Genomic DNA, 25218 nt, shown 5'->3' with positions numbered 1-25218 from the left:
ACCTCTTATAATTTTTGTTGACGCTCATCCTGCATCATCCGCAGTCTTTGATTGATGACTGCACTCATAGAGTTATTTTCCTTGGCTAAACGCTGAGCATGAATGAGTGAGCGAATCGCATTCTCTTCCGCTCCCTTCCAATATTCAACTTCAGCCCGATATCGCAATACATTTACAGTACGTAAAGGATTTTTAATATCTAAATTTGCCGCTTGTTGTCGAATGAACCATGCTTGCGTATCACGATTATTGATTTGGATAAATTTATTCGCCAACCTTTCAGCAGCAACAAAATTTCCCTGTCGAATATAAATTTCAGCTAATTTATAACTTAAAGCACGATTTTCAGGTGTTATTCGTTGGCGCACCAATATCGTTTCCTGCGCAGAATCAAATTGATTGGTCGCCAAGTAGATATCTGCTTGAATAAGCGCGATAAGCTGATGATTTGGCTGGACTTTCTTAGCAAGCTCAATTTCTTTTTGTGCTAGATCAAAATCACCACGCTTTAAATAAAAAGCAGACAGTGCAATTCTTCCAGCCAATGCATTTGCTCTCACCACTCCCTTTAACTGTTCCTCGTTGGTTTGATTGGTCACAACTGCGGTATACCACTTGATCTGATCAAACTCAGAGAGTGTGTTGCTATATGGAACTTTAGGAAGTTGATCTGCACGTAATCGAGCCTCGCTCATACGCTGAGTAGTCAAAGGATGTGTTAACCAAAAATCAGGAAGATAACTAATTTTTGGAGTCGCACGATTCATGGTTTCAAAAAACTCAGACATACTGTACGGGTTATATCCAGCACGATACATCAATTGCATTCCAATACGGTCTGCTTCACGCTCTTGATTACGACTATAACTTAACTGTCGATCCACCAATGCAGCTTGAGTTCCCATCATCAGGGCAGCACCTGCATTACCATCAGCTTGTGATGCAATTGCAGCACCCACAATGATACCAGCGAGTGCAAGCAATCCCTGCCCTTTAAAAGCCTCTTGAGAACGGCTATAGTGTCTTTGCGAGACGTGTGCCACCTCATGAGCAACCACACCCGCAACTTCATCCATGTTCTTTGCCGACGTAATTAATCCGCTATTCAATGCAAATAAACCGCCAGGTACAGCAAAGGCATTAATTTGCGGATCGTTTACAATCACCAAAGCAATTGGTTGACCCAACTGTGTTTGCGCAATAATTTTTCGGAATACAGCCATAAATTGATCTTCCAACCAAACATTGTTTAACACTGGAAGTTGTTGCTGTACTTGACGATAGACTTTTTCACCGATCATTTTTTCTTTTTGTTGATCGATAAATCCAACACCACTATTAATATCAGGCACTTCAAATTGAATTTTATTGGCACTGTAGAGTTCATCAGCCACCGCTGAAAAACTCGAACTCGCTATCAATAAAGCCAAAATGATCTTCTTCAAACCTGTATTCCTAAACGTGTACTCCATCGACTATAACACTGAATGATGTGAAGATTAATGATGAACTGTTACGTTTATTATTACGCTCAAAAGACTTTACTTATTCACAATATATAGAGGCTCATCCCCATCTAAGGCTTTTACCAGATTATCATAAGCAAGATTTGCCATTTTCATTCTGGTTTCTGCTGTCGCCGAACCTACGTGCGGCAATGTCACTACATTTTCCAATTGAAACAATGGTGATTCTTGGAGCGGCTCTTTCTGATAAACATCTAAACCAGCAGCAAAAATTTTGTGATTTTCAAGCGCCTCAATCAAGGCCGACTCATCCACAACTGATCCTCTGGCAATATTCACAAACACAGCATGTTTTTGCATTTTCTCAAATTGAGCTTGACCGATCAGCGCTTTCGATTGCTCATTTAAATCGACTGCAATGACGATAAAATCAGACGTTGAAAGTAAAGTATCAAGATCACAATATTTCGCCTTTAAAGGCTCAGCTCGCTCTATACATGGTTTTCGATTATGGTATTGAATATTCATATTAAATCCATAAAAACCACGTCGAGCTATCGCAGCACCGATATGACCCAAGCCAATGATACCTAGCGTTTTCCCATAAACATCTTGACCAAATTGTGCAACACCAGCGGTACGCGTCCAATGTCCATGCTTTGTCCAAGAATCTAAATGTGTCACTTTACGAGCCGCACTCATCAATAAGGTAAAAGCCAAATCAGCGGTAGTCTCTGTCAACACATGAGGCGTATTGGTCAACCAAATACCCTGTTGTTTTAGATATTCAACGTCGTAATTATCGTAACCCACACTGACCGACGAAATAATTTTAAGTTTTTTTGCAGTCTTCAAGTTGTCTTGATTTAAACGACGCCCAGCGCCTATCATCCCATCTGCATCCGCAACTTCTCTTAAAAGTTGCTCATTAATGTCACCCTGTTTCGGATTAAGTTGAACGACCTGATATTTCGATTCTAATTGATTTAATATTTTCGGATCTATCTGACTAAATACCACAACCTTTTTTTTCATAAAACTCCCTCTTTAGATCCAGTATCGATTTAATTTTTAATTAAGTTCCACAAGCGACGTTTTAACAATGGCTGCTCAATCATGTCTTGTAAACTTGCAATCTGCATATGCTGCGTCGTCGATATATGCGGCAAATACCCTAAGCTCAATATTTTTTTATCAACAGATAATGCATCGATAAAACCCTGTATAAATACTTCAGCACCTCTTCCATCTTGGAATTGTGCGAAATTAAATGGCCATTTTAAATCGTAAAACTGTGAACTCACACTACGCTGGATATTCACCCATAAGTTTTCTTGTTCTGTGGTGAGCGCTGTAGCATCTAGCAGAATAGTATGTGTTTTAGTGATCATCGCTTGAATTTCAAAAGCATCGATTACAAGCGGTTGACGCTCAACAACTTCATCTTGAGACTGTTTGTCATTTTCCACAAACTCTCGAGGAAGCTGCACACCGTCTGGATTACTTTTTAACTGAAGCGAAGAATCATCTTTATTTAGCTGTTCAGCTTGTGAAGCTGGTTTTGTGATGAACTGTTCTAATTGAGCTTGCGAAAATTCAGGAAAAGATACATCTGTTGGATGATTTTCTTCAACTTGATCGCGATATAAGGAAGGTTTGTAATGACGTGTTTGTGCCGTATTTTGTGGAATCCATATATCGATTCCCATCACAGCTAAGAGGCTTCTTTGATGCTCTAACATATTCACATTCATTACAGATGGACTGGCATGAGGGCTGGGTATTCTACCCACTTTTTTAATCTTTTACTGAACTTTTAATCCGCAAACAATCATAACTTAATTTCATTTCTGACGCATTAATATCCTTGCACCTTTTAAATTCAGAATGCATTGATAGCTAAACAATAATGACGCTATTTTTCTTATGCATTTGATCCACAATTTCATCACTTTCAAATCCAAGTCGCCAATATAATAATTCAAGTACATCTAACTCATCTTGTGTAATGATTCGATCATTCCATAAACATAATTCAGCAACACCCAAAATACTCAACCGATCTCTCAGCAACAATCCAGCAATATCATTAAGAATTTCACCTAAGTCGATAGGTTCATCTGAAATTTCTTCATAAATCTCAATTTCATCACGAGTTAAAATTCGTTCTAAGATTTGGGTTCTAACTTCAAGCTGATTAGCAGTATTTAACTGCTGAACATGTAATAACGCATCTATTAGCCTAACAATTTGCGGCTTAGCATCCTCGATTGATGTTGGACGATGTATTGGCAATAAATCCAGTTGAGACTTCACCTTTTCAATCAGCAAAGCATCCAAAAGTCCAATTTCACCATCTTCTTGAATAATTTTAGCCAATTTAGTAATAAACTGACGCGCACTTGTAGCAGGCATATTTCCCAACTGCTTACATGCCTCATGAAAAATTTGAATATGCACTCGACCATCTATATTTAACAGTGAGTCGACAATTGCACGACTCACAGGCGCATCAGAAGGAATAAATTCACGGTATTGCCGAATCATTAAAATCGCAACCATCACTTCACGCGCACCAGTCGAAGTTTGCAAAGCCCTTTGAATGAGTTCTGGACGTTTCATCTGCTGTCTAACTTCACTATTTAAGGGTTTGATGGCATCCTTAATTGCAAAGCTGATCGGTGATAATCTTAATAATGGAAGTGGCTGTGGTGACATCCATGGATTATATTCTTCAGCAATAGACTCCTCTAAAGAACGCATTAAACTAAATAGTGGTTGATTTCGTAATTTTTGTAAATTTTCTAATTGAATATCTTCAAGTAAATTCGGATTTAATTCATATATACGATCTTGAATACAAGGTTGGATATTCAACCAACTTTGAGGACTAAGTGAGTTAGCAAAGCACATATGAGAAATAGCTTCAGAATATTCACTATGAATCTGTGATCCTGCGTGATGAACATAGATTCTTAATAAGGTTTGAATATTTGCATTACTACTCAATAATCGTCTTGTCATTGCATCGTTATACAATGTTCGACTACCCAAAGTAATATATTTCATCAGACGCGTAATAAAGACGCCTAAACTACCAATTAACCATATGACTCCACCGATCGCCACAAAAGTTGTTTCCAAACTATCTCTCAATTGATCCCGATTACGTCGAAATCCCTGCTTCGCGATTTTACTGCCCCATTGGCTAAAGGTAATTAATCCACTGTATAAAATTTTAAGACGAGTATTTTCTCGAGTTTCACCCGATAAAATTTTATGGAATTCATGACCCAACAATCCATAAAGCTCTAACTCATCAAGATTTTGTAGCGCCCCCCAAGTCAGAATAATCACAGTATCTTTGGGATGAAAACCTGCAGTCAGTGCATTAACCCCTATTTCATCGGGTAAGACATAGAGTGTAGGTGTATCAATTGAGAAACGATGTGCTAATTTTTCAGCAAGCCTAAGCGCTGTACTTTCTTCTGGAGTACTTTCAATAAAAGTGAGTTGTCGTGCTTTCAATTGTTTTGCGAGCGTATGACCACCAGAGCGGAAGACATAAAACTCATAAACGACAGAACCACCAATAATGCTAATCAATAGCAGCATCATATATGGACTGAGAAAATGCCACCAAATGGACTCAGAAGGATCAATATAGTGAACCAACAATCCGAGCGTCGTGTTTAAAATGATAATTGCGAGCACAATAACAATTAAACATACGCTTAATGACCACAGCATATTTTTGTTTTTAATTAAGTAACCACTCACATCTTTCAATGTAAAATTTCCTCATTACATTGTGTTGTGATCATAAATTAAAAAAGCGGGAAATACCCGCTTTTTCAAATAGAAAACTATAAATTAATTTTCTTTAATACCACTCAGATCAACTGAGGCTGCATCAATATTTAGATCGATATAACCATCTTTGGTTTTCTTGGCAGAGTCATTACGCTTGCGCTCTAAACCATCGAGATATGACTCATCAATGTTACCCGCAACGTAAATACCGTCAAATACTGAGCAGTCAAAGTCAGTTAACTCAGGTACTTTTTTCGTACGAACAGCTTGCTTTAAATCTTCCAAATCTTGGAAAATCAAACGATCAGCACCAATCATTTCACGAATTTCTTCAACATCACGATTTGAAGCAATTAATTCGTTTTTAACTGGCATATCAATACCGTAGACATTCGGGTATTTCACCATTGGTGCAGCAGATGCAAAGAAAACTTTTTTAGCACCGGCGTCACGCGCCATTTGAATAATCTCATTACACGTTGTGCCACGCACAATTGAGTCATCTACAAGCAATACGTTCTTATCTTTAAACTCTAATTCAACTGGATTGAGCTTTTGACGTACAGACTTTTTACGCAACTGCTGACCCGGCATAATGAAGGTACGACCGATATAACGGTTTTTCATGAAACCTTCACGGAATTTCACACCGAGTGTATTGGCAAGTTCTAACGCGGATGTACGCGAAGTATCTGGAATAGGAATGACAACATCAATGTCATGGTCCTCACTCCATTCACGCAGGATTTTCTGCGCCAACTTCTCACCCATTTTCAAACGTGCTTTGTATACCGAAATTCCATCAATGATGGCATCTGGACGAGCAAAATAAACATACTCAAAAATACATGGGCTATGGTGTGGGTTAGCCGCACATTGCTTCGTGAATAGATTACCCGCATCATCAATAAAAATTGCTTCACCTGGCATCACATCACGTTCAACTTTAAAACCAAGCGCTGTTAAAGCAACTGATTCGGAAGCAAGAATATATTCAACACCATCATCGGTATCACGCGATCCCAAAATTAAAGGTCGAATACCATTTGGATCACGGAAGCCAACTAAACCATGACCTGTGATCATCGCAACAACAGCATAACCACCTTTACAACGCTCATGCACACGAGTGACTACATGGAAAATATCATCCGCAGTCGGTGTAAGTTTGCCGCGTTTTTGTAATTCATGTGCAAAAACGTTTAATAACACTTCTGAATCTGAATCAGTATTCATGTGACGTAAATCTGTTTTAAACAGATCATCATGAATCTCGTCAGCATTGGTTAAATTACCATTGTGCGCTAAAGTAATACCATAAGGAGAGTTTACGTAAAATGGTTGTGCTTCAGCGCTACTCGATGAGCCAGCTGTTGGATATCGGACATGACCAATTCCGTAATTACCTAACAATGCACGCATATGACGTGTATGAAATACATCACGCACCATGCCATTGTCTTTTCTCAAAAAGAGACGACCATTATGGCATGTCACAATCCCTGCAGCATCTTGTCCACGATGTTGTAACATCGTTAATGCATCAAACAACATTTGGTTAACAGGTGATTTACCAGCTATACCAACAACTCCACACATAGCAACCTCGCAGACAAGCTAGGATTAATAAAAAGGATTATTCGTTGAATGAGATGACGAATCATCTTGTTCAGAAGATGATTGACGAGAAGAATCTGATGATTGATTCGACTCTTCTGATTTCATATGACTTAAAGCTTTTGACGCTGTCTCTTTGGTGTACTCAGTCGCTAAAGGCGCGTAAGGCAATAAAGTTTGAATAAACTTAGATTGTTTCCAATGTGGAGAGCTCTCTACAAATGAACCAATCCCTTGCATAGTAATGAGGACGATTAAGAGACCTTTCAAGGTGCCAAATGCACCACCTGCCAATCGATTTAATGGACCAAGCTTTAAGCTTTTCAGCAACCGATTTAATATTGCAGTGACGACCCAAGTCAAAACAACAATAATCAGAACAATAAAAGCAAATGCCGCTATTTTTTGAACCACAGGATCTTGACTGAGTGCGGACATTGAAGGCGCAATTTGACCCGCAAATTTTGCACCCATAATGAGTGCAAAAATCCATCCTACCAAGTTCGCAAAGGCTTTAACGAATCCTTGACGCAAACCGTTAAGCCCTCCAATGAGCAGAATAATCAGTATAAAGATATCGATGGTATTCATAGATTAGGTCATAGCTTGTACGCAAGCTTTAATCAGTTTTGGCCCTGTATAAATTAGACCACTGTAAATTTGAACCAATTGCGCACCCGTTTGCTGTTTAGTCGCGGCTTGATCACCACTAAGAATACCACCAACACCAATCAATGGGATTTGACCTTGAAGTAATTTTGAAAATGCAGATAGACATTGTGTACTTTTTTCAAATACAGGCGCACCAGATAAACCACCTGCTTCATCACCATGCGCTAAATTTTCTACACCCTCACGTGACAAAGTCGTATTGGTCACAATCAGACCATCAATTTTAAATTGAATTAATTGAGATGCAATAAATTCAATATCTGACTCAGTTAAATCTGGGGCAACCTTTAATACCAGTGGAACATAGTGTTGATATTGTTCAGCAAGTTCAAGTTGACGATTTTTTAAAGTTTCAAGAAGTTCTGTTAATGCATGTCCACTTTGTAAACTACGTAAGTTCTTGGTATTCGGAGATGAAATATTAACAGTAATATAAGATGCATAATTATAAACTTTTTCTAAACAAATGAGATAATCATTTACAGCATCTTCAACTGCTGTATCGGCGTTCTTACCGATATTGATGCCTAATACACCTTTATAATTTGCTGCTTTAACATTCTCAATCAGCTGATCTACACCATCATTATTAAAACCCATACGATTAATAATCGCTTGAGCCTCTGGAAGGCGGAATAAACGCGGTTGAGGATTACCAGACTGAGGTCGAGGGGTAATGGTTCCAATTTCGATAAAACCAAAACCTAAACTCGCAAGTGCATCAATATATGCACCATTTTTATCTAAACCTGCAGCCAAACCAACTGGGTTTGGAAATTGAATACCCATACAAGTCACTGGCTTTGGGTCTATTTTTTGACGCATTATGCCAAACTTATATGTCGATTTAAGCATTGATAATGTCAAATCATGTGCACGCTCAGGCGCCAATGAAAATAGAAATGGACGAGCAAGCGAATATAACATATCTCAAAAACTGCGGTTTTTTAAGTTGCCACATTATAGGCTGAGTATGCCCAAAACGCTATGCCTGTCATAGGTTTATTTTCACCACTTACTGTACTGATGCTGTTAATTTAATCGCAGCTCCAGACTTAATAAGTTCCAATTTTTCAACACTTAAACCCATTTGAACCAATTGGGTAAGAAAATTTGCGAGGATCGCGTAGTTTTCATGCTCAGCACTGATCATTAATTTATTATCGCTTGGTTGTGTGACCACAGATAATCCTGCTTGTTGTGCCACACGCTGAATTTTATCCGAAGGTGTTAGGCTCAAATCTGTTGAAGATTTCATTGTCATCACATTGGATTGCATCCACACCAATGTGTCTTTCAGTTCATTCAATCTTTTTTGCTGATTATCTGCTGCTTCGTGCATTTTCCACAAAGCAGATCCAATCAATGCGACGACAACGATAATCGTTGCAGCGATGACAAGTACACGCTCACGCACACTCAATGACGATAAATAGTCATCAATCTTTTCAAATAATTGATCAAATTGATTTTGAAATTTTTCTAAAGTTTTCATTATTGTACTTTCACCAAACCAACGACCATTTTATCCTGAGTTTGCACATTCCCAAGTTCAGCTTTGAAGCCTTGCTGATTCATTTGCTGAATTAGATTTTGTAATTTTTCGGATGATTCCGCCACCAAATCCATACTTAAACCAGATGCTTCATAAGAAACACGATTTGCGATAATTTGATGTTGCATTAAAATCGGACCTACACGGCTGATTAACTGTAAGACCTCAGTATTTGCAGGTTTACTCATCCGCAAATTACTTTCAAATTGGCTTCGCAAATTTTGCTCATTGAGACGACTATTGGGTCCAAACCAAGATTGATATTGCTCTACCGCAACCAAAGCCGTTTGATCAGATACTTTTTTTAACTTTACCCAACGCACTAAATCATAACTGAATTGCACTACAAGCAAGCCCACAAGCAGTGCTGCACATGCTTTCCAATAGCCTGAGATTCCACCCTCTGTGTTTTTTGCTTTAGGCAAAACATTGAATGGATGATTCTTTAATTTTTTTTCAGCTTTAAATACATAATTAAAGCTTTCCCGCTCATTTTGTTCCGTTGCATGAATCAAACTCATCATCTGATCATCATTTAACCGATCATGCAAAATATGTATAGGCTTTGGCAATAGATCCAAAAACAATGCTAAATCATCAATCGCAAAACCTTGATTTGATCCTGTTCTCGCCAATAAATGCCCATGAATATTAGCTAAAATAGTTTGCCCCTGTTCTGGCACTGGTAAGACCAAAAAATCGGGTAATAGCGCAACCACTTTCACCGGAATCAAGTTCAGAGCATGTTGCATTGTTTGGACTTGGTATTGACTGATCCCCATTACTGACAATTGGTCTGGTGCCTCAAATTGAATAAGCACTTTCATCTGATCAATGGAGTGAATGGTATATTCTTCAAGTAAATATTTAGCGCCTTCGCTTCCAATTTGCTTGAATTGAGCTTTGGGCATATTTTGTTGAATAATTTGTACATCATGGCTTGAAAAGAATACAACAGCTTCTTGTCCATGATACGGTTGAGTATCTTGAATCAAGTCTTCTAGCGTTGTTGATGAATTCCAATTTTCACCATTTGACCAGAGCCAAACCCCATTCGACACTGGCATCCATAAATACAACATTAATTTTATTCTGCCGTTTTATTCATTAAACACTTATGGTTATTAAGCTGACGGTACAAAATGTTTTAATTTTGTGGAAAGTCCCGCAGCAATGACTGTCTGATCATAAATCCGCGCTTCAGCAAGCGAAAAAGGATTAAAAAATTCAGACGTAATAATTTCTTCAATATATGCCACAACATTCATATGACATACAACCACAATATTCTCAAAAGGTAGTTGAGATAACCACTCAACTGCAACTTTAGCATCATCGTCAGGTTTAATTTTATCACATACTAAAACTTCAACATTTGGAAAGAGTTGCTGTATATGTTTTAAAGTTTCCTGCGCCCTGAGCAAAGTACTCACTACAAATATATCAGGTGCTACTACGTCTTTTAAAAAGTGCGCAGTTTGTTCAGCTTGAATATGACCCCGCTCAGTCAGTGGTCGTTTCGAGTCATTACCATTAATTGGTGGAGCGGCTTCACCATGACGAACTAAAGTGAGTTGCATTTGTTTTCCCTAAACCATGTGTCATCCATCATATCTAAACATTATGACAATGATGATAAACCATTCATTAATCTTAAACTTTATGATGCGGCAATACGAATTCAACATCACTTCGATGACCATTCTTCATCAAAGATAATGCAATATGTAATGGTGGTGCACCTTCATAAATCACTTCATAAAGTGCTGTGGTGATTGGCATATAGACATCAAGCTCTTTGGCTCTTGCATTCACTTGCACAATGGTATTAATCCCTTCAGCCGTTTGCCCCAGTTCCGTCGTTGCCTGCTCTAAGGTTTTACCTGAACCTAAAGCAAATCCAACTTGATAATTTCGACTTAAAGGACTATTACACGTTGCGAATAAATCGCCAACACCAGACAAACCTAAGAATGTCAGTGGATTTGCGCCTAGCTGTACAGCAAAGCGACTCATTTCCGCCAACGCACGTGTCAAAATCATACTTTTGGTATTTTCGCCAACGTTGTAGGCTGCAGCCATCCCCATTGCGACAGCATAGATATTTTTAAGTGCGCCTCCAAGCTCCACGCCATGTACATCATCGCTTCCAAATACACGAAATAGTGCACTGTGTAATGCTTGCTGCACTGCATATCTCACCAATTCAGAATGGCTGGCAATCACTGTTCCAGCAGGCATTCCTGACATAATTTCTTTCGCTAAATTTGGGCCCGAAAGGACGCCATAAGGCACTTCTGGAAGCTCTTCACGAATAATATCACTCATGAAACTAAAGGTTTTAGCTTCGATCCCTTTTGTGAGTGATACAACCGCCTGAGCAGTGATAAAGGGCTTGATCTGTTTGAGTACATCTCGGAATGAATGGCTCGGAATAGCGACCAAAATAATGTCTCGATCTCGAACAGCCTTTTCAAGATTGGATTCTGCTTTTAATGCTGGCTCAAGGTTGTAATCCGGCAAATATCTTGAATTAACATGTGTTCGATTGATTTCATTCGCAATTTCCTCATCACGAATCCAAATCATGGTGTCACAACCATTTCGCACTGCCGTATTCGCCATGGCTGTACCAAAACTACCACCACCAAGAATCGTAACACGCAAGGCTGTTTTATGATCAATTGCAACTGGCTCGACCAAATCTGAAAACTTTAATTCCGACATTCTTTTAAATCCTAAACATTCTTTTTCTAATCGTTAAATTTGCAATGTTGCAATTACGGCTGCCAAAAACTGACGAATGCATCTGTTTCAATCTCAGCGCGTGGTGCAATCGCCTTAAAAGCAGTCCCTACATAAATGATACCTGAAATTAAATCATGCGTTTGTAGCCCTAACTTTCTTTTAAATAGATCCGACTCCACAACAGCACCACTGCGCCACATGGTATTGAAACCCTGAGCTTGTAAACTGAGCAAAAGATTTTGTATTGCAGCACCTGAACTTAAAGTTTGTTCAAAATATGGAACTTTCGCATGATCATGAAATCGTGTTACAGCGATAATCAGCATAGGTGCACGCATAGGATGCTGACGTGCGCGTTCAATTTGAATTGAATCAGTTTCACCAAGGTCTGCTACTGCTTCACTGAGTAAAACTCCAAATGCTTCTCGTTGCTCTCCTTTCACAATAATAAATTGTGTCGGTTTCAGACGATGATGATCAGGCGCGGTTAAAGCGGCTTTAAAAGCTAATTCTAATTGTTCTGCGTTAGGATGAGGTTCTACCAAATGACCAACGGATTGACGCTGATGAATATTGTCATGCACTACTTGAGAAAATTGATCTGACATTTGAAGACTAATCTTTAAACTAACACTATGTACTTAAGCTTAGCATAAACATTGAAAACTACTCTACAGTTATACTTATACACGAGACATCCAGCATGATTACAATCAAACAGAAATCAGGTATTTCACTTCAAAATCGATACAAAACATGCTTAATTCTTTGGAATTTAAGCCCTAGCATACATGACTGAGCTCCAAACTTAATATTGCAACGCTAGAGGAAAAATAAAATGAAAAAATTAATGACATTGGCTTCTGTAGCTACTGCAACAATTCTCCTGAGTGCTTGTGCATCAACACCTACTGAAACACTTGCTATTCAAAAACCAAACAATCAATATGAAGTGTCAGGATTAGGCAAAACCCAAGTTCTTGCAAAAAATAATGCAATTTCTGCCGCGAACAAAACTTGTGGTAAGAATTCTGCGCCTGTCTTAATTGACGAAAAAACTGAATATAACGGCGCACTAAAAGGTGTTGTGGATGAACAGACTGGTAAACTCATTACTGCAGCTTCATCAGTTCTTGGCTCTGTGATCGGCACTAAAAATACAATCGAAAAAGACACTGACTACCAAACAACAATCACCTTCAGCTGTAATTCATCCCGCTAAAATTTCCTATAAAAAAAGTCCCTTTGATGGGACTTTTTTTTATTGAGCAATTAGCAATAACCATCTAAACGTGTCAATGGAATCTTTTGACCAATCGCTTTTTCTATCTCAGGTAAATAAAAAGCATCATCTTCTGACAAGAAACTGATACTCACCCCTCTTGTTCCTGCTCGACCTGTACGACCTATACGGTGTACATAATCATCAGACTGCTCAGGCAGAGTAAAATTAATCACGTGTGACACACCATCCACATGAATACCTCGACCAGCCACATCAGTTGCGATCATAATGTTGTGTTTGCCATTTTTAAATTGATCCAACATCTTTAAACGTTTATCTTGCGCAATTTCGCCAGACAACATTACTACCTTATAACCATCATGTTTAAGATGATCATACAGCTTACGGACTTGATCACGGCGGTTTGCAAATATCATGACTTTTTCAATTGGCTCATCACGCAATATTTCTTGAAGCAATTTGTATTTATCTGATTTCCCAACCACATAAACACGTTGCTCTACGTCAGCATTGGTTTTTTTCTCAGGCTCAATTTCGACAGTAACAGGTTCAAATAACCATTGTTGAGCAAGATTGAGTACATCATAACTAAACGTAGCAGAGAACATTAACGTTTGACGTTGTTCTTTGCGTGGAGAGAATCGAACAATGCGTTTTACAGAAGGAATAAACCCCATATCCAGTAAACGATCTGCCTCATCAATAACTAAAAATTCAATTTGATCCAACCAAATTTCTTTTTGTTCAGTGAAATCAATCAAACGACCTGGTGTCGCGACAAGAATATCAACGAAATTTTCATCCAGTTGTTTTTTTTGCTTATCAAAATCTACACCACCCACCAAAGTCACAACATTTAAGTCGGTAAATTTAGTCAGATCACGTGCATCGTTTTCAATTTGAATCGCAAGCTCTCGCGTTGGCGCCATAATTAAGGCACGGGGTTCACCACGATAACGCTGTGCTTGTATCGGATTATTCAGTAAATCATTAATAACACTAATTAAGAATGCTGCGGTTTTTCCTGTGCCTGTTTGTGCACGTCCAATTGCATCATGCCCTGCCAACGTATATTTCAATACTTTCTGTTGAATGGGGGTCATTTCATTAAACCCTAAAGCATCAATCGCTTGCTTAAGTTGCGGATGTAAATTAAGGGTTTCGAAACCTGATGACATATAAGGGGCTCTACAATCAATATTTGATAATGGTCTATAGTATAAACAAAAAACGCCCCAATTTATCAAAATTGGAGCGCAACCTAATTTTCAGTGAAAAGTAGGATTAGTCTAAAGGCTGAACTTCTTCAGCTTGAAAACCTTTTTGACCTTGTACAACGCTGAATTCTACGCGTTGACCGTCACGAAGTGAACGGTGGCCTTCACCTTGAATAGCACGGAAATGAACGAATACGTCATCACCGCCTGCGCGTTGAATAAAGCCAAAACCTTTAGTATCGTTAAACCACTTAACAACGCCTTGTTCGCGAGCTGTCATAAGTTAATCCTCAGTTGGTAAGAAAAGGGACCACCCGGTGTTGCAAACAGCAGAGCAAACAAATTTTAAAACATTTTTTATTTCAAAGCTTGTAATCATTCTGTAAAACTATTAACAAAATCCCGGTTATATCCATTATAAATAAGGCTTAGAGAACAAATTTCTCTACGCAATCCTTAAGTACGCATTGAGCTTAACATGGGTACAACACAATTAATAGAAAAATTTTAGCTAATTATCTAACTAAAACTTGTATATTAATCACACAAATTTAGTGCAAAAATTGCACTTTATTTGAACAGTTCATCTAAATCATTTAATTTTATTCTTAAGTCACACTTTTGCTAGAATAATGACCAATTTCATTATTCAATCTCGTGTTTTACTATGTCTCAAGTATTAATCGATGCGATGGGTAAACCCTGCCCTTTACCTTTACTGCTACTAAAGAAATCGATGAAACAAAATAGTGCACCTCAGCAATTTTTATTAAAAGCTTCAGATCCGAACAGTCAAATCGATATTCAACGTTATTGTCAGCTACATAAATTGACATGCGCATTTAAACAAGTTTCGGATTCTGAATTTCATTACGTGATTGAATCTTAGGTGTTTTCATCTAAATTAATCATGGATAAATATTGTATTTAAATTTACATTTCACTACCCAAATTCGCTTAATTCTGTATGCTATAAGGATTAAGATGAATGTAATTGGTTTTTTAAACTATTTTCCTATAAGGAGTACTCATGACTGACAGCAGCAATCAATTGATGCCCCTGTCATTGTCTGCGCCCGGGGTCAATTTAGGTGCTTACATTAGTACTGTAAACCAGATCCCTATTTTGACAGCTGAACAAGAAAAAGAGTTAGCTGAACGTTATTTTTATGACCAAGATCTAGACGCAGCTAAAATGCTGGTGATGTCCCACCTTCGTTTTGTTGTGCATATTGCCCGCAGTTACGCAGGTTACGGCTTACCTCAAGGCGATTTAATCCAAGAAGGTAATTTAGGCTTGATGAAAGCCGTAAAACGCTTCGATCCCAATATGGGAGTACGCTTAGTTTCTTTTGCAGTACATTGGATTAAAGCTGAAATCCACGAATATGTGATTCGTAACTGGCGTATTGTTAAAATTGCGACAACTAAAGCTCAACGTAAACTGTTCTTCAACTTAAGAAGCTTAAAAAAATCGAGCAAGAAATTAACGCTCGAGGAAGCGCAATCTATTGCGGCTGATTTAAATGTAACAGCTGAACAAGTTCTTGAAATGGAAGGCCGTTTAACAGCTTATGACGCAGCCTTCGAAGCTCAATCCGATGAAGATGATGAAAGCTCAGTTCATGTCGCTCCTGCGCTTTACTTAGAGGATAATCGTTATGACCCTGCTCGTTTAGCAGAGGAAGAAGATTATGAATCTCAGAGCACCTCTGCTTTACATGAAGCAATGGATCAGCTGGATGATCGTTCACGCAATATTTTACAGCGCCGCTGGTTAGATGATGATAAGTCTACGTTGCATGAACTAGCAGCCGAATATAATGTTTCCGCTGAACGTATTCGCCAGCTTGAAAAAAATGCCATGGACAAGATCAAGATCGCCATGTCATCAAATTAATACGATTACAAAAAAAGAGCTATAAGCTCTTTTTTTGTATTTACGCTATGCAAGTTTAAAAAAATCGTACGTCATGTATGCTATCGTATGACGCAATTTTCGATTGGGAATAACCTGATGTGGATCTCAATATCAGCCATTAATTTAGCGCTTGCCGTAATGCTAGGTGCTTTCGGCGCTCATGGCCTTAAAGCTCGTGCAACCGAAGCCCAACTGACATGGTGGCAGACTGCAACTGATTATTTCTTTTATCATGCAATTGGATTAATAATACTCGCACTCATACCAAAAATAATTCCAAACTTTTCAACTCAATTCAGCTTTATCTTCATCCAGTTCGGTATCATTTTATTTTGTGGATCTCTATATCTCATGGCTTTAGGGCTCCCGCGCGGGTTAGGGGCAATTACACCTCTTGGTGGAGCATTGATGATTATTGGCTGGCTACTTTTAGCATGGCAAGCATTCAAAATTCAACATTAATTTGAAGGTCATCTGATGAATATTTTTTTAAATGGCGAGTCGATTCAAACGCAATGCCAAAACTTATTAGAACTGGTTCAAGAATTATCGCTAGAAGGTAAACGATTTGCTGTTGAAAAAAATGAAATGATCATTTCAAAAAGTAAACTAGCAGATACCCCTATTTCAGATGCTGACCGTATAGAAATAATTCATGCTGTTGGCGGTGGTTAACTCGGAGTAAATATGGAAGATAGTCCGTTGATCATAGGATCACGTTCATTTAGTTCACGACTATTAGTGGGCACTGGAAAATATAAGGATATGCAGGAAACTGACTTAGCAATCCAAGCCAGTGGTGCTGAGATCGTTACTGTTGCAATCCGTCGCGTAAACATTGGTCAAAATCCAGATCAACCTAACCTTCTCTCAGTGATTCCACCGGAAAAATACACCATTCTTCCCAATACAGCTGGTTGCTTTGATGCCAATAGTGCCATTCGCACTTGTATGCTCGCACGTGAACTTTTAGATGGTCACAATTTAGTCAAGCTTGAAGTATTAGGTGATGAAAAAACGCTTTATCCTAATATTACTGAAACCTTAAAAGCTGCAAGAACATTGATCGATGATGGTTTTGAAATCATGGTTTATACCTCTGATGATCCTATCGTCGCGCAAGAACTTGAGAGTATGGGCTGTGTCGCTATTATGCCTTTGGGGAGTTTAATTGGTTCTGGTTTAGGTATTCTTAATCCACATACCATTTCTATCATCAAAGAAAATGCCAAAGTCCCTGTATTGGTGGATGCTGGGGTTGGTACAGCTAGTGATGCTGCTATTGCGATGGAATTAGGTTGTGATGGCGTACTGATGAACACTGCAATTGCTGCTGCACAGAATCCGATTCTAATGGCTTCTGCTATGAAAAAAGCCGTTGAAGCTGGACGCAAGGCTTATCTTGCTGGTCGTATGCCACGCAAACGTATGGCAAATGCAAGCTCTCCAGAAACTGGATACTTTTTTAAATAAAAAAAACCCACTTTTTAAAGTGGGTTTTTTCTTAACTCACTCGACGATACAAAGGATCATCCAATCCATCAATTTTGATAAAGTTAGGTAAATTTTTTATTCTTTCAATCCAAGCGCGTACATTTGGATAAGGCTCTAGAGAAATATCACCCATAGGTGCTAACGCGACATAGACAAACACTGCGATATCCGCAATAGTTGGTCTATTATTCGCTAACCATTCACGGTCTTTGAGCACACCATCTAAAATAGCCAAAGATTTGTGACCACGTATTTTCGCCTCTTTAAGTGTTTGCTCAGTACTTTCTAATCCCAAACCATTGTATGGACCTTTGAAAGACAATATCGCGCGTGCCGTGAAAACCCCGTATTGAACCCAACTGGCAGCAAAAGCAAGCCAATCTACAATTTTAGCTTGTTCTACTAAATCCTCAGACCACCATGTGTTTTTATCTGAATATTTACCTGCTAAATACACCAAAATTGCGGCAGAATCAGTTAAAACAATATCGCCATCTACTAATGCTGGCACTTCGCCTTTTGGATTAATTTTTAAAAATTTCTCACTATGCTGTTCATCACTGAAATAATCTAGTTCTACAATTTCAAGATCAACTTTCAATAATGCTGCTAACAGACGTACTTTATAACTGTTACCTGATTCGTTGTAAGAATATAATTTCAAACTCATTTTTTAGTCCAACGATTTAAATACAAAATATAAATATCATATTTAAATCAGCGACTTAAATAATGTTTAGTTCAAAAAATATCATGAATAACGATATCTTATTTAATGGATTACCACTGAATCTGAAACGAATTATGATGAAAAATTTGTCTTTTTAATGCTCTCTATTTCTAAATAATCTTTGTGAAATTACTCTGAAAATTTTAGAGTAAAAAAAGAGCCTTTCGGCTCTTTCTCGAAACAAACGGAACGAAACCTTACCTGTTAAGGAATCAATCCTTCATCTCGCATCGCAATCTGTACAGACTGACGCTCTGCAACTTTATTGCGTATATGAATAATATTTTTATAAGGACTCAAGTCATGTTCAATATGATTAGACCAATTGGTGAGTACAAATAAGTACGCATCTGCAGGTCCAAAATTATCATCTACCAAATAATCATTATTAGATTCACCAATGGTTTTATCAATGAAAGTCAGTAAACGATCAACTTCGGCATACGCTTTTTGTTTAGCATCGTCCGTGAGCGGTGCACCGAAAAACACTGCATAAGCATCGTGTAATTCAGAATTTAGATAACCAAGCCACTCTAATACTTTTGCTCGACCTAATCCAGAAGGTGGGATTAAATCTTGAGCAGGATCATGCTGTGCCAAAAATGGTAAAATTGCGACATTTTCCGTTAAAATTAAGCCAGGATTAATTTCTAGCGCCGGCACATAGCCTTTAGGATTAATTGCGAAGTAATCTTCGCCTTTTTCAGTGGTATGAGTTTTAAGATCAACACGAACCAAATCAAAATCAACATTAATTTCATTTAAAATAATATGCGCTGCGAGTGAACATGCACCTGGCGAATAATACAACTTCATACTTTTTCCTTGTTATCTAACTACTATCATTTTTAAATTGCTTCACGCTTTTTTTCAATAAGAACTGTTTTTTAAATTGCAAGCAAGCGTAAACATCGATGATCTCCTTATGAATATTGTGCAGATTGAATTAATTTTCAAGCTTTTTTCAGCTTTTATTTGTGTGATGTTTTACCATAGCGCTGCTACATTTTTGTGAAAGGCAAATTGTGATTTATTTAAAGAAAGATCAGTGGTTTTCTAACATTCGAACTGACGTACTTGCAGGCTTAGTCGTAGGCTTAGCTTTGATTCCAGAGTCAATCGCATTTTCGGCGATAGCTGGCGTTGATCCTCAGGTAGGTCTGTATGCCTCATTCTGTATAGCTGTTACGATCGCCTTCTTTGGTGGTAGGACTGCTATGATTTCGGCTGCTACAGGTGCGATGGCGCTGCTGATGATCACTCTTGCTAAAGAACACGGATTACAATATTTATTGGCAGCTACGATTCTGACAGGTGTAATTCAAATTATCGCTGGATATCTCAAAGTCGCAAAACTCATGCGTTTTGTTTCCCAGTCAGTGGTCTATGGTTTCTTAAATGCTTTAGCGATTCTCATTTTTATCGCTCAATTTCCAGAAATTGCTCAAATGAATAGCTTAGGCTATATATTTTTAGCGATTGGTTTATTGATCATTTACGCATTTCCCTATTTACCCAAAATCGGAAAAATCATACCATCGCCATTAGTGTGTATTATTGTACTCAGTGTATTGGCACTTCTACTTGGCGCTGACATGAGAACAGTTAGTGATTTAGGTGCATTCCCAGATACCTTGCCTGTATTTTTAGTTCCTGAAATTCCATTCAATCTCGACACTTTACTTATTATTTTACCGTACTCTCTCACGCTCGCCACAGTTGGTTTGCTTGAGACCATGATGACTACGACTGTGATTGATGAAATGACTGAGTCTGAAGGAGATCGTCATCAAGAATGTCGCGGTCAAGGGATCGCGAACATGGTAAGTGGCTTTATGGGGGGGATGGCTGGATGTGCAATGATCGGGCAATCCATCATCAATGTCAGCTCAGGTGCAAGAACAAGATTATCGACATTAGTGGCTGGTGTTTTTTTGCTATGTCTCGTGGTCTTCTTTAAAGATTGGTTGGCTTATATTCCTATGGCTGCTTTAGTCGCCATTATGATCATGGTCGCGTTCACGACATTTAATTGGGATTCAGTAAAAAATTTCCGCAAACATCCCGTGCAAAGTAATGTTGTCATGCTTACTGTCGTGGTGATTGTTCTTGCAACACATAACCTTGCTCTAGGCGTATTGATTGGTGTAGTTCTGTCAGCCTTATTTCTCATTAATAAACTCGAGAGTGAAGTAAAAGTTCAATCTGAATTAGAAAATCACGTACGCTACTATACGGTGAAAGGTCAAATATTTTTCAGTAGCGCAGAAATTTTTTATGCATTTTTTGATTTCAAAGAAGATATCAAGCAAGTAGAAATAGATCTCAGCTATGCTCATATTTGGGACATCACTTCTGTCAATATGTTAGCGAATGTCGTGGCTAAATTTGAAGCCGAAGGGACTCAAGTACGTGTGATTGGTTTAAACCAAGCGAGCATAACATTGATAGAACGTATCTCAAATACTTAAAAAAAAAGAGCCAAATGGCTCTTTTTTTTACTTCTAAGTTTTAGGAATGATTTCTGCGTCTCCAACCAACCAAGGCTAACAGGCTTAATCCTAAAATGGATAGCAAGTTCAACGAACCACCACCTGACTTAGTGTCACGCTGTGGCTGCTCAGCATTTGTTGAGCTGTTAAGCTCTAAGTCGACAATCACTGGATCATGATCAGATGATCTAAATGCATGATCAGCATAAAAGAGCGACTTCTGCTCTGTAGTCTTAAATTCTTCGTTATAATCTAGGTTCGTTGGCTCATCAGCGTTAATGTGCCATACAAATGCACGCTTAACCGCAGGAAATAACGAAGCATCAGCTAAAGCATGATCCAAATTACCTGCTCCACCAAAACCAGCTTTGTTACTGTCGACACCAAATACATAGGTATATGCCTGTTCACCGAGCCCTACAACCTTGTCCGCCAGTACATTCGTATAATTAGCACGCTCTAAAGCCAAAATTGGATCTTCTTTTGCATAACTATTTAAATCACCAATTAAGAGCGTATTCGTATGACCTGTAATTTGCGTTGGATTCTTTGCAATCCACTGCATGAGTTGTTGTACCGCTTTAACCCGTGTCGCATTCCAACACCCCTGACCATCACCTTGATCCGCATCAGCAGATTGATCATTTGAAGGACAACTTCCTTTAGACTTCAAATGATTCGGAATAACCGTAAAGATTTTACCGCCACTCACTGGTTGAAAACTTTGAGCAAGGGTCACTCGATTTCTTTGTGACTGGTCATCAAACACTGCAGCAGCGTTAACAGGTTTTACACGCTTACTGTTGTAAATAATCGCAACAGCAATCGCATCATCACCTAATCGATTTGAATTTGGCGGAGTGATATATTTCCACTCCGATCCAAGTGCTCGTGTTAAATATGCAATGGCACTATTTTCACCATAACCATTATTCGCAATTTCCATTAAACCAAATACATCAGCATCGATTTCTTTCATTGCACTGACTATTTTGGTATGTTGCTTCTCAAACTCAGCTTTGCTGCTAGCACCTCGCTCAGTTGGAAAACCATTTAAACCATTATCATAGTTCAAAACATTGAAAGCCACGACACGGGTTTGGTTTGAATTTTTCTGAATCATTGGTGGCCGCGGGTTATTGGCTTTAATTTGGATTTGAGTACGACCTTGTACAGGTTGAATACGCCAAGAATTAAATCGATATTCTAGAATACCCTCAACAGCATTTAACTGATCACCTGCACGTAGGGTATTTAAAGCACTAAACTGACTTGGCAGTGTAGGCGTTAAATTTTGTGCATTATATCCATCATCAAGTTCAATTTTGGACAAAAGATTTTTTTGCGCCAATGCCGTGGCTTCTGCTGATTTAGCTGGATAAATATTGGTCGGCATAAACAAACGTCCTAGACTTAATGACAGTTGTCCGTAGCGACCATAATTGTAATTTTCACTTACCGTTAATGTTTGAGGGATTTTAACCAACATACCTTGATAACGCTTTGGCGCATGCCCTGACGCGTTAGTTAAACTCTCAAATGGTAACTCGATTGATAATGGCGTTATCCAAGCGCTTGCCGCTTGATTACAAGTTAAAATATTTTCGGATAAATTATCAATCTGTAACTGATTTTGATATTCAGTTAATCGACCTTTAAGAACGACTTCTTCTCCGACTTTTCCTCCTTTTATAGGACTTGAAGCAGGAGCATATACAAAAATCGCGTTAGTTAGATCGGGTTTTGCTTTGGCATCAGGGGTTTGGATATAGAAACCTGAGAATCCATTCGCATAACGATAATCCGCAGTAATCACCCCCTTCACAGTATAGTTTTGATTCTTAGCTGCTTGTGAGAGTTCAGCGATAGGTGTATTCGCAGAGTTACAACTTAGAGTCGTCGGAGATGGCTCTATTGGTTCATTTGTACTAATCGCTAAATACTGGTTAAAAGCATTGCGATCCGACCATTTAGCCCACTCTTTTTGAATTTCAAAGGGTGCAGATGGATCTATCGAAACGACATCATGTGTTTTCTTTGTACGTTCAAAGCTTAAACCGGTTGCCCAGTTTTGCTGTATTCCAATCGCACCAAAACGGTCGACAGCCATATTGTTTTTATAGAGAACAATTGCATCATCGCCATTAAATGATAGGTTAGCAGTTTGCTGAACTGCTTCACCCAATTCAGTTTTTAAATTTGAATGTCCAATTAAAAAGTGCTGCTGAGCTATTAAAGTTCCTTGCAGCTTAACCGTCAAATTCGCGGTGGTTAGACCATTCGGAAATATTTTTAATTGATACGCGGATAAATCAACAACACCTCCATCTGGATTGTATAGTTCAATACCTTTCTTGTTGTTATTACCATCCACATACTGGCTGATCATGAGTTCAGCATACGGCGTTGAACTAAATCCGATCAAACATAAAGATAATGTGAGTTTATTGAACACCCATTTATTTAGCGTTATTTTATTCATTTTAAGTCTTATTCATTGTTCATATTATTTTCCAAGCCTAGTGTACAGGCATGACAAGTAGATGAACAATTCATGACATTTTGAAAAAGTTCATGAATAGATCGACAAATCATTAATAGCTACGTAGCGCTTTCAGGTATAAAAAGGTTTGACTTAGGAGTCTCAGGTCTTAAAATACCGCATTCGAATTTTTTTCTCATTTGCCAAAGTTATGTCGAACGATCAATTAGACCCGCAAGTTGTAGAATTAGACAACTTGAACGAGCATCGCGAAATTGTCACATTTATGCGCCGTTCATCTCCGTTGAATACTTCTCAACGAACTGCGCTTGAACAATATGGTCACTTAATTTTGGAATATCCTGTTGGTGATTTACGTCAGCAATTTGAGCATCCTGAACGTCCATTGACGGTTGAAATCGGTTTCGGTATGGGGCGCTCTCTTGTACTTATGGCAAAAGCCAATCCTGAACGCAATTATGTCGGCATTGAAGTACATGTTCCTGGCATTGCACAATGTGTATATGAAGCGGGTCTGGCTGGTTTGACAAACTTACGTTTACTTGATGCGGATGCAATTCAAGTTTTGCGTGAAATGCCAGATAACAGTATCAATGCAATTCAACTTTATTTCCCCGATCCTTGGCAGAAAAAACGTCACCATAAACGTCGCTTTGTCTCACACGATCGTATGCCTTTAGTTGAAGAAAAACTTGAAATGGGTGGAACATTCCATGCTGCAACCGATTGGGAACCCTATGCAGAATGGATGTTAGATGTATTAGATAACCGCCCTCGTTTAGAAAATATGGCGGGTAAAGGTAACAGTTATCCTCGTCCTGACTGGCGTCCTCAAACTAAGTTTGAACGTCGTGGAATTGAAGAAGGCCATAAAATTAACGACTTCTTATTTAAAAAGATTCAATAATAAAAAAACAGGACTTAAGTCCTGTTTTTTATTCTGATTGTCTTTTATAAATTTGATCACTCACCACACTATATACTTGGCTTAAATCCGTACGTCCACCCTGCGCCAGCATCTCTTGATGCATATGGATAATGTTTTGATCACCACGCATCGCTGGACCAGTTTGCACCTGTTTTGGGGGATTTAAAGTCGCTTTTTTTGCAGTTTCCAAAATCAATGGGTACAATAAATTAAAATCGACTTTTTGTGCATCTACGAGCTGCTTAGCGACGTCATAGCAGTAGTTGGTAAAGTTACACGCGAAGACAGCTGCTAAATGCAAACTCAAGCGCTGTGTTGAGTCATATTGATAAACCTTTTGACTCAACTCTTTTGCCATTTGAGTCAAGGATGCTAAATCCTGGTCGCTCATCGCTTCAACAAATATTGGCGTACTCAACCAATCAATTTGACTTTCAAAGCTAAAGGTTTGTAGTGGATAGAACACACCTGCACGCTCATGATATTGCGTGATTTTAGAGATATGGGTACTGCCAGACGTATGTACAATTAAAGCCTGAGGAAGCTGTTTTGCAACTTTTTCAGCAACTTCTTCAATTGCCTTATCACTCACCACCAATAATGCAATATCAACAGTGTCTTCGAGATCTTCAATTGCATTGCATGGTCTAGCTCTTACTAAAGCCGCCAACAAATTGGCTTTAGATTGCTCTCGACTAAACACTTGGACAATCTCATGATGCTGACTCAATACCTGAGCCAAATGATGAGCTACGCGCCCTGCTCCAATCACACTAATACGCATATCGCTTCCACATATATTCTGTATACCTAAGC

26 protein-coding genes are annotated in these 25218 nt (G+C 38.5%); 8 read left to right on the top strand and 18 right to left on the bottom strand.

The features are described 5' to 3' along the window. Positions 1 to 5: 5 nt before the first annotated feature. The 12 genes from AC1M9H_RS00295 to AC1M9H_RS00240 form a co-directional block, all read right to left on the bottom strand. On the bottom strand, positions 6 to 1445 hold the full coding sequence (locus tag AC1M9H_RS00295; RefSeq protein ID WP_481612489.1) for a M48 family metalloprotease: 1440 nt from the start codon (positions 1443 to 1445) through the stop codon (positions 6 to 8). A gap of 96 nt (positions 1446 to 1541) precedes the next feature. Further along, positions 1542 to 2501, bottom strand: coding sequence for a 2-hydroxyacid dehydrogenase (locus AC1M9H_RS00290; protein WP_481612488.1), 960 nt, complete (start codon positions 2499 to 2501; stop codon positions 1542 to 1544). A 29-nt stretch (positions 2502 to 2530) separates the two neighbouring features. Continuing rightward, complete coding sequence (locus AC1M9H_RS00285; protein ID WP_481612487.1) at positions 2531 to 3259, bottom strand: hypothetical protein; 729 nt, start codon at positions 3257 to 3259, stop codon at positions 2531 to 2533. A 106-nt stretch (positions 3260 to 3365) separates the two neighbouring features. Beyond that, complete coding sequence (locus AC1M9H_RS00280) at positions 3366 to 5255, bottom strand: M48 family metalloprotease (RefSeq protein WP_481612486.1); 1890 nt, start codon at positions 5253 to 5255, stop codon at positions 3366 to 3368. An 84-nt stretch (positions 5256 to 5339) separates the two neighbouring features. Continuing rightward, positions 5340 to 6878, bottom strand: a complete 1539-nt coding sequence (gene purF / locus AC1M9H_RS00275; protein ID WP_035268762.1) for an amidophosphoribosyltransferase — start codon at positions 6876 to 6878, stop codon at positions 5340 to 5342. Positions 6879 to 6902: 24 nt separating this feature from the next. Then, the gene (locus AC1M9H_RS00270; RefSeq protein WP_481612485.1) at positions 6903 to 7487 is read right to left on the bottom strand and encodes a CvpA family protein; all 585 of its coding nucleotides are present in this window, start codon (positions 7485 to 7487) and stop codon (positions 6903 to 6905) included. A gap of 3 nt (positions 7488 to 7490) precedes the next feature. Continuing rightward, positions 7491 to 8495, bottom strand: coding sequence for a quinone-dependent dihydroorotate dehydrogenase (locus tag AC1M9H_RS00265; protein ID WP_481612484.1), 1005 nt, complete (start codon positions 8493 to 8495; stop codon positions 7491 to 7493). 88 nt (positions 8496 to 8583) lie between these two features. Further along, positions 8584 to 9063: a type II secretion system protein GspM gene (gene gspM, locus AC1M9H_RS00260; RefSeq protein WP_481591214.1), complete on the bottom strand. Its 480-nt coding sequence runs from the start codon at positions 9061 to 9063 to the stop codon at positions 8584 to 8586. Next, entirely contained in the window at positions 9063 to 10205 is a 1143-nt protein-coding gene (gene gspL, locus AC1M9H_RS00255; RefSeq protein ID WP_481612483.1) for a type II secretion system protein GspL, read from the bottom strand. The genes gspM and gspL overlap by 1 nt, the downstream gene beginning before the upstream one ends. 42 nt (positions 10206 to 10247) lie before the next feature. Next, the gene (locus AC1M9H_RS00250) at positions 10248 to 10703 is read right to left on the bottom strand and encodes a phosphoglycerate mutase family protein (RefSeq protein ID WP_035268776.1); all 456 of its coding nucleotides are present in this window, start codon (positions 10701 to 10703) and stop codon (positions 10248 to 10250) included. A 73-nt stretch (positions 10704 to 10776) separates the two neighbouring features. Next, positions 10777 to 11850, bottom strand: coding sequence for an NAD(P)H-dependent glycerol-3-phosphate dehydrogenase (locus AC1M9H_RS00245; protein ID WP_092766141.1), 1074 nt, complete (start codon positions 11848 to 11850; stop codon positions 10777 to 10779). 53 nt (positions 11851 to 11903) lie between these two features. Then, positions 11904 to 12479, bottom strand: coding sequence for a nitroreductase family protein (locus AC1M9H_RS00240; protein ID WP_481591216.1), 576 nt, complete (start codon positions 12477 to 12479; stop codon positions 11904 to 11906). A 230-nt stretch (positions 12480 to 12709) separates the two neighbouring features. On the opposite strand from AC1M9H_RS00240, the gene AC1M9H_RS00235 reads away from it, so the two are divergent. Next, positions 12710 to 13093 (top strand): hypothetical protein, encoded by a 384-nt coding sequence (locus AC1M9H_RS00235; protein ID WP_481591217.1) that lies wholly within the window; start codon positions 12710 to 12712, stop codon positions 13091 to 13093. A gap of 50 nt (positions 13094 to 13143) precedes the next feature. On the opposite strand, the gene rhlB is transcribed toward AC1M9H_RS00235, so the two are convergent. Both rhlB and AC1M9H_RS00225 read right to left on the bottom strand, forming a co-directional pair. Then, a complete protein-coding gene (gene rhlB / locus AC1M9H_RS00230) occupies positions 13144 to 14295 on the bottom strand; it encodes an ATP-dependent RNA helicase RhlB (RefSeq protein ID WP_481588419.1) in 1152 nt (383 codons plus the stop codon). Between the two features lie 106 nt (positions 14296 to 14401). Continuing rightward, complete coding sequence (locus AC1M9H_RS00225) at positions 14402 to 14614, bottom strand: cold-shock protein (RefSeq protein WP_004824348.1); 213 nt, start codon at positions 14612 to 14614, stop codon at positions 14402 to 14404. A gap of 387 nt (positions 14615 to 15001) precedes the next feature. Here AC1M9H_RS00225 and AC1M9H_RS00220 point away from each other — a divergent pair, with 387 nt between their 5' ends. The 5 genes from AC1M9H_RS00220 to AC1M9H_RS00200 all read left to right on the top strand — a co-directional run bounded on the left by AC1M9H_RS00220 (position 15002) and on the right by AC1M9H_RS00200 (position 17728). Continuing rightward, positions 15002 to 15223 carry a sulfurtransferase TusA family protein gene (locus AC1M9H_RS00220; RefSeq protein ID WP_035265917.1) on the top strand — a complete coding sequence of 74 codons (222 nt, stop codon included), beginning with the start codon at positions 15002 to 15004 and terminating at the stop codon, positions 15221 to 15223. Between the two features lie 141 nt (positions 15224 to 15364). Continuing rightward, positions 15365 to 16234, top strand: a complete 870-nt coding sequence (gene rpoH / locus AC1M9H_RS00215; protein WP_035265916.1) for an RNA polymerase sigma factor RpoH — start codon at positions 15365 to 15367, stop codon at positions 16232 to 16234. 117 nt (positions 16235 to 16351) lie between these two features. After that, the gene (locus AC1M9H_RS00210) at positions 16352 to 16717 is read left to right on the top strand and encodes a DUF423 domain-containing protein (RefSeq protein ID WP_481612696.1); all 366 of its coding nucleotides are present in this window, start codon (positions 16352 to 16354) and stop codon (positions 16715 to 16717) included. A gap of 15 nt (positions 16718 to 16732) precedes the next feature. Next, positions 16733 to 16930 (top strand): sulfur carrier protein ThiS, encoded by a 198-nt coding sequence (thiS, locus tag AC1M9H_RS00205; protein WP_035265912.1) that lies wholly within the window; start codon positions 16733 to 16735, stop codon positions 16928 to 16930. Between the two features lie 12 nt (positions 16931 to 16942). Next, on the top strand, positions 16943 to 17728 hold the full coding sequence (locus tag AC1M9H_RS00200) for a thiazole synthase (protein WP_481612482.1): 786 nt from the start codon (positions 16943 to 16945) through the stop codon (positions 17726 to 17728). Positions 17729 to 17759: 31 nt separating this feature from the next. Here the strand turns inward: AC1M9H_RS00200 and AC1M9H_RS00195 are convergent, their stop codons facing one another. Beyond that, a complete protein-coding gene (locus AC1M9H_RS00195) occupies positions 17760 to 18419 on the bottom strand; it encodes a glutathione S-transferase family protein (protein ID WP_481591219.1) in 660 nt (219 codons plus the stop codon). A gap of 264 nt (positions 18420 to 18683) precedes the next feature. Continuing rightward, on the bottom strand, positions 18684 to 19295 hold the full coding sequence (locus tag AC1M9H_RS00190; protein WP_092766135.1) for a glutathione binding-like protein: 612 nt from the start codon (positions 19293 to 19295) through the stop codon (positions 18684 to 18686). A gap of 209 nt (positions 19296 to 19504) precedes the next feature. On the opposite strand from AC1M9H_RS00190, the gene AC1M9H_RS00185 reads away from it, so the two are divergent. Next, positions 19505 to 20950, top strand: a complete 1446-nt coding sequence (locus tag AC1M9H_RS00185; RefSeq protein WP_481612481.1) for a SulP family inorganic anion transporter — start codon at positions 19505 to 19507, stop codon at positions 20948 to 20950. A gap of 40 nt (positions 20951 to 20990) precedes the next feature. Here AC1M9H_RS00185 and AC1M9H_RS00180 read toward each other — a convergent pair whose 3' ends face one another. Next, on the bottom strand, positions 20991 to 23453 hold the full coding sequence (locus tag AC1M9H_RS00180) for an ExeM/NucH family extracellular endonuclease (RefSeq protein WP_481612480.1): 2463 nt from the start codon (positions 23451 to 23453) through the stop codon (positions 20991 to 20993). Positions 23454 to 23664: 211 nt separating this feature from the next. Here AC1M9H_RS00180 and trmB point away from each other — a divergent pair, with 211 nt between their 5' ends. Then, positions 23665 to 24381: a tRNA (guanosine(46)-N7)-methyltransferase TrmB gene (trmB, locus tag AC1M9H_RS00175; RefSeq protein ID WP_481612479.1), complete on the top strand. Its 717-nt coding sequence runs from the start codon at positions 23665 to 23667 to the stop codon at positions 24379 to 24381. Between the two features lie 28 nt (positions 24382 to 24409). Here the strand turns inward: trmB and AC1M9H_RS00170 are convergent, their stop codons facing one another. After that, the gene (locus AC1M9H_RS00170; protein WP_481612478.1) at positions 24410 to 25186 is read right to left on the bottom strand and encodes a Rossmann-like and DUF2520 domain-containing protein; all 777 of its coding nucleotides are present in this window, start codon (positions 25184 to 25186) and stop codon (positions 24410 to 24412) included. Positions 25187 to 25218 lie beyond the last annotated feature (32 nt).

Source organism: Acinetobacter sp. ANC_7512, from assembly GCF_056779935.1.
This window is presented reverse-complemented; position numbering and strand designations above follow the sequence as displayed.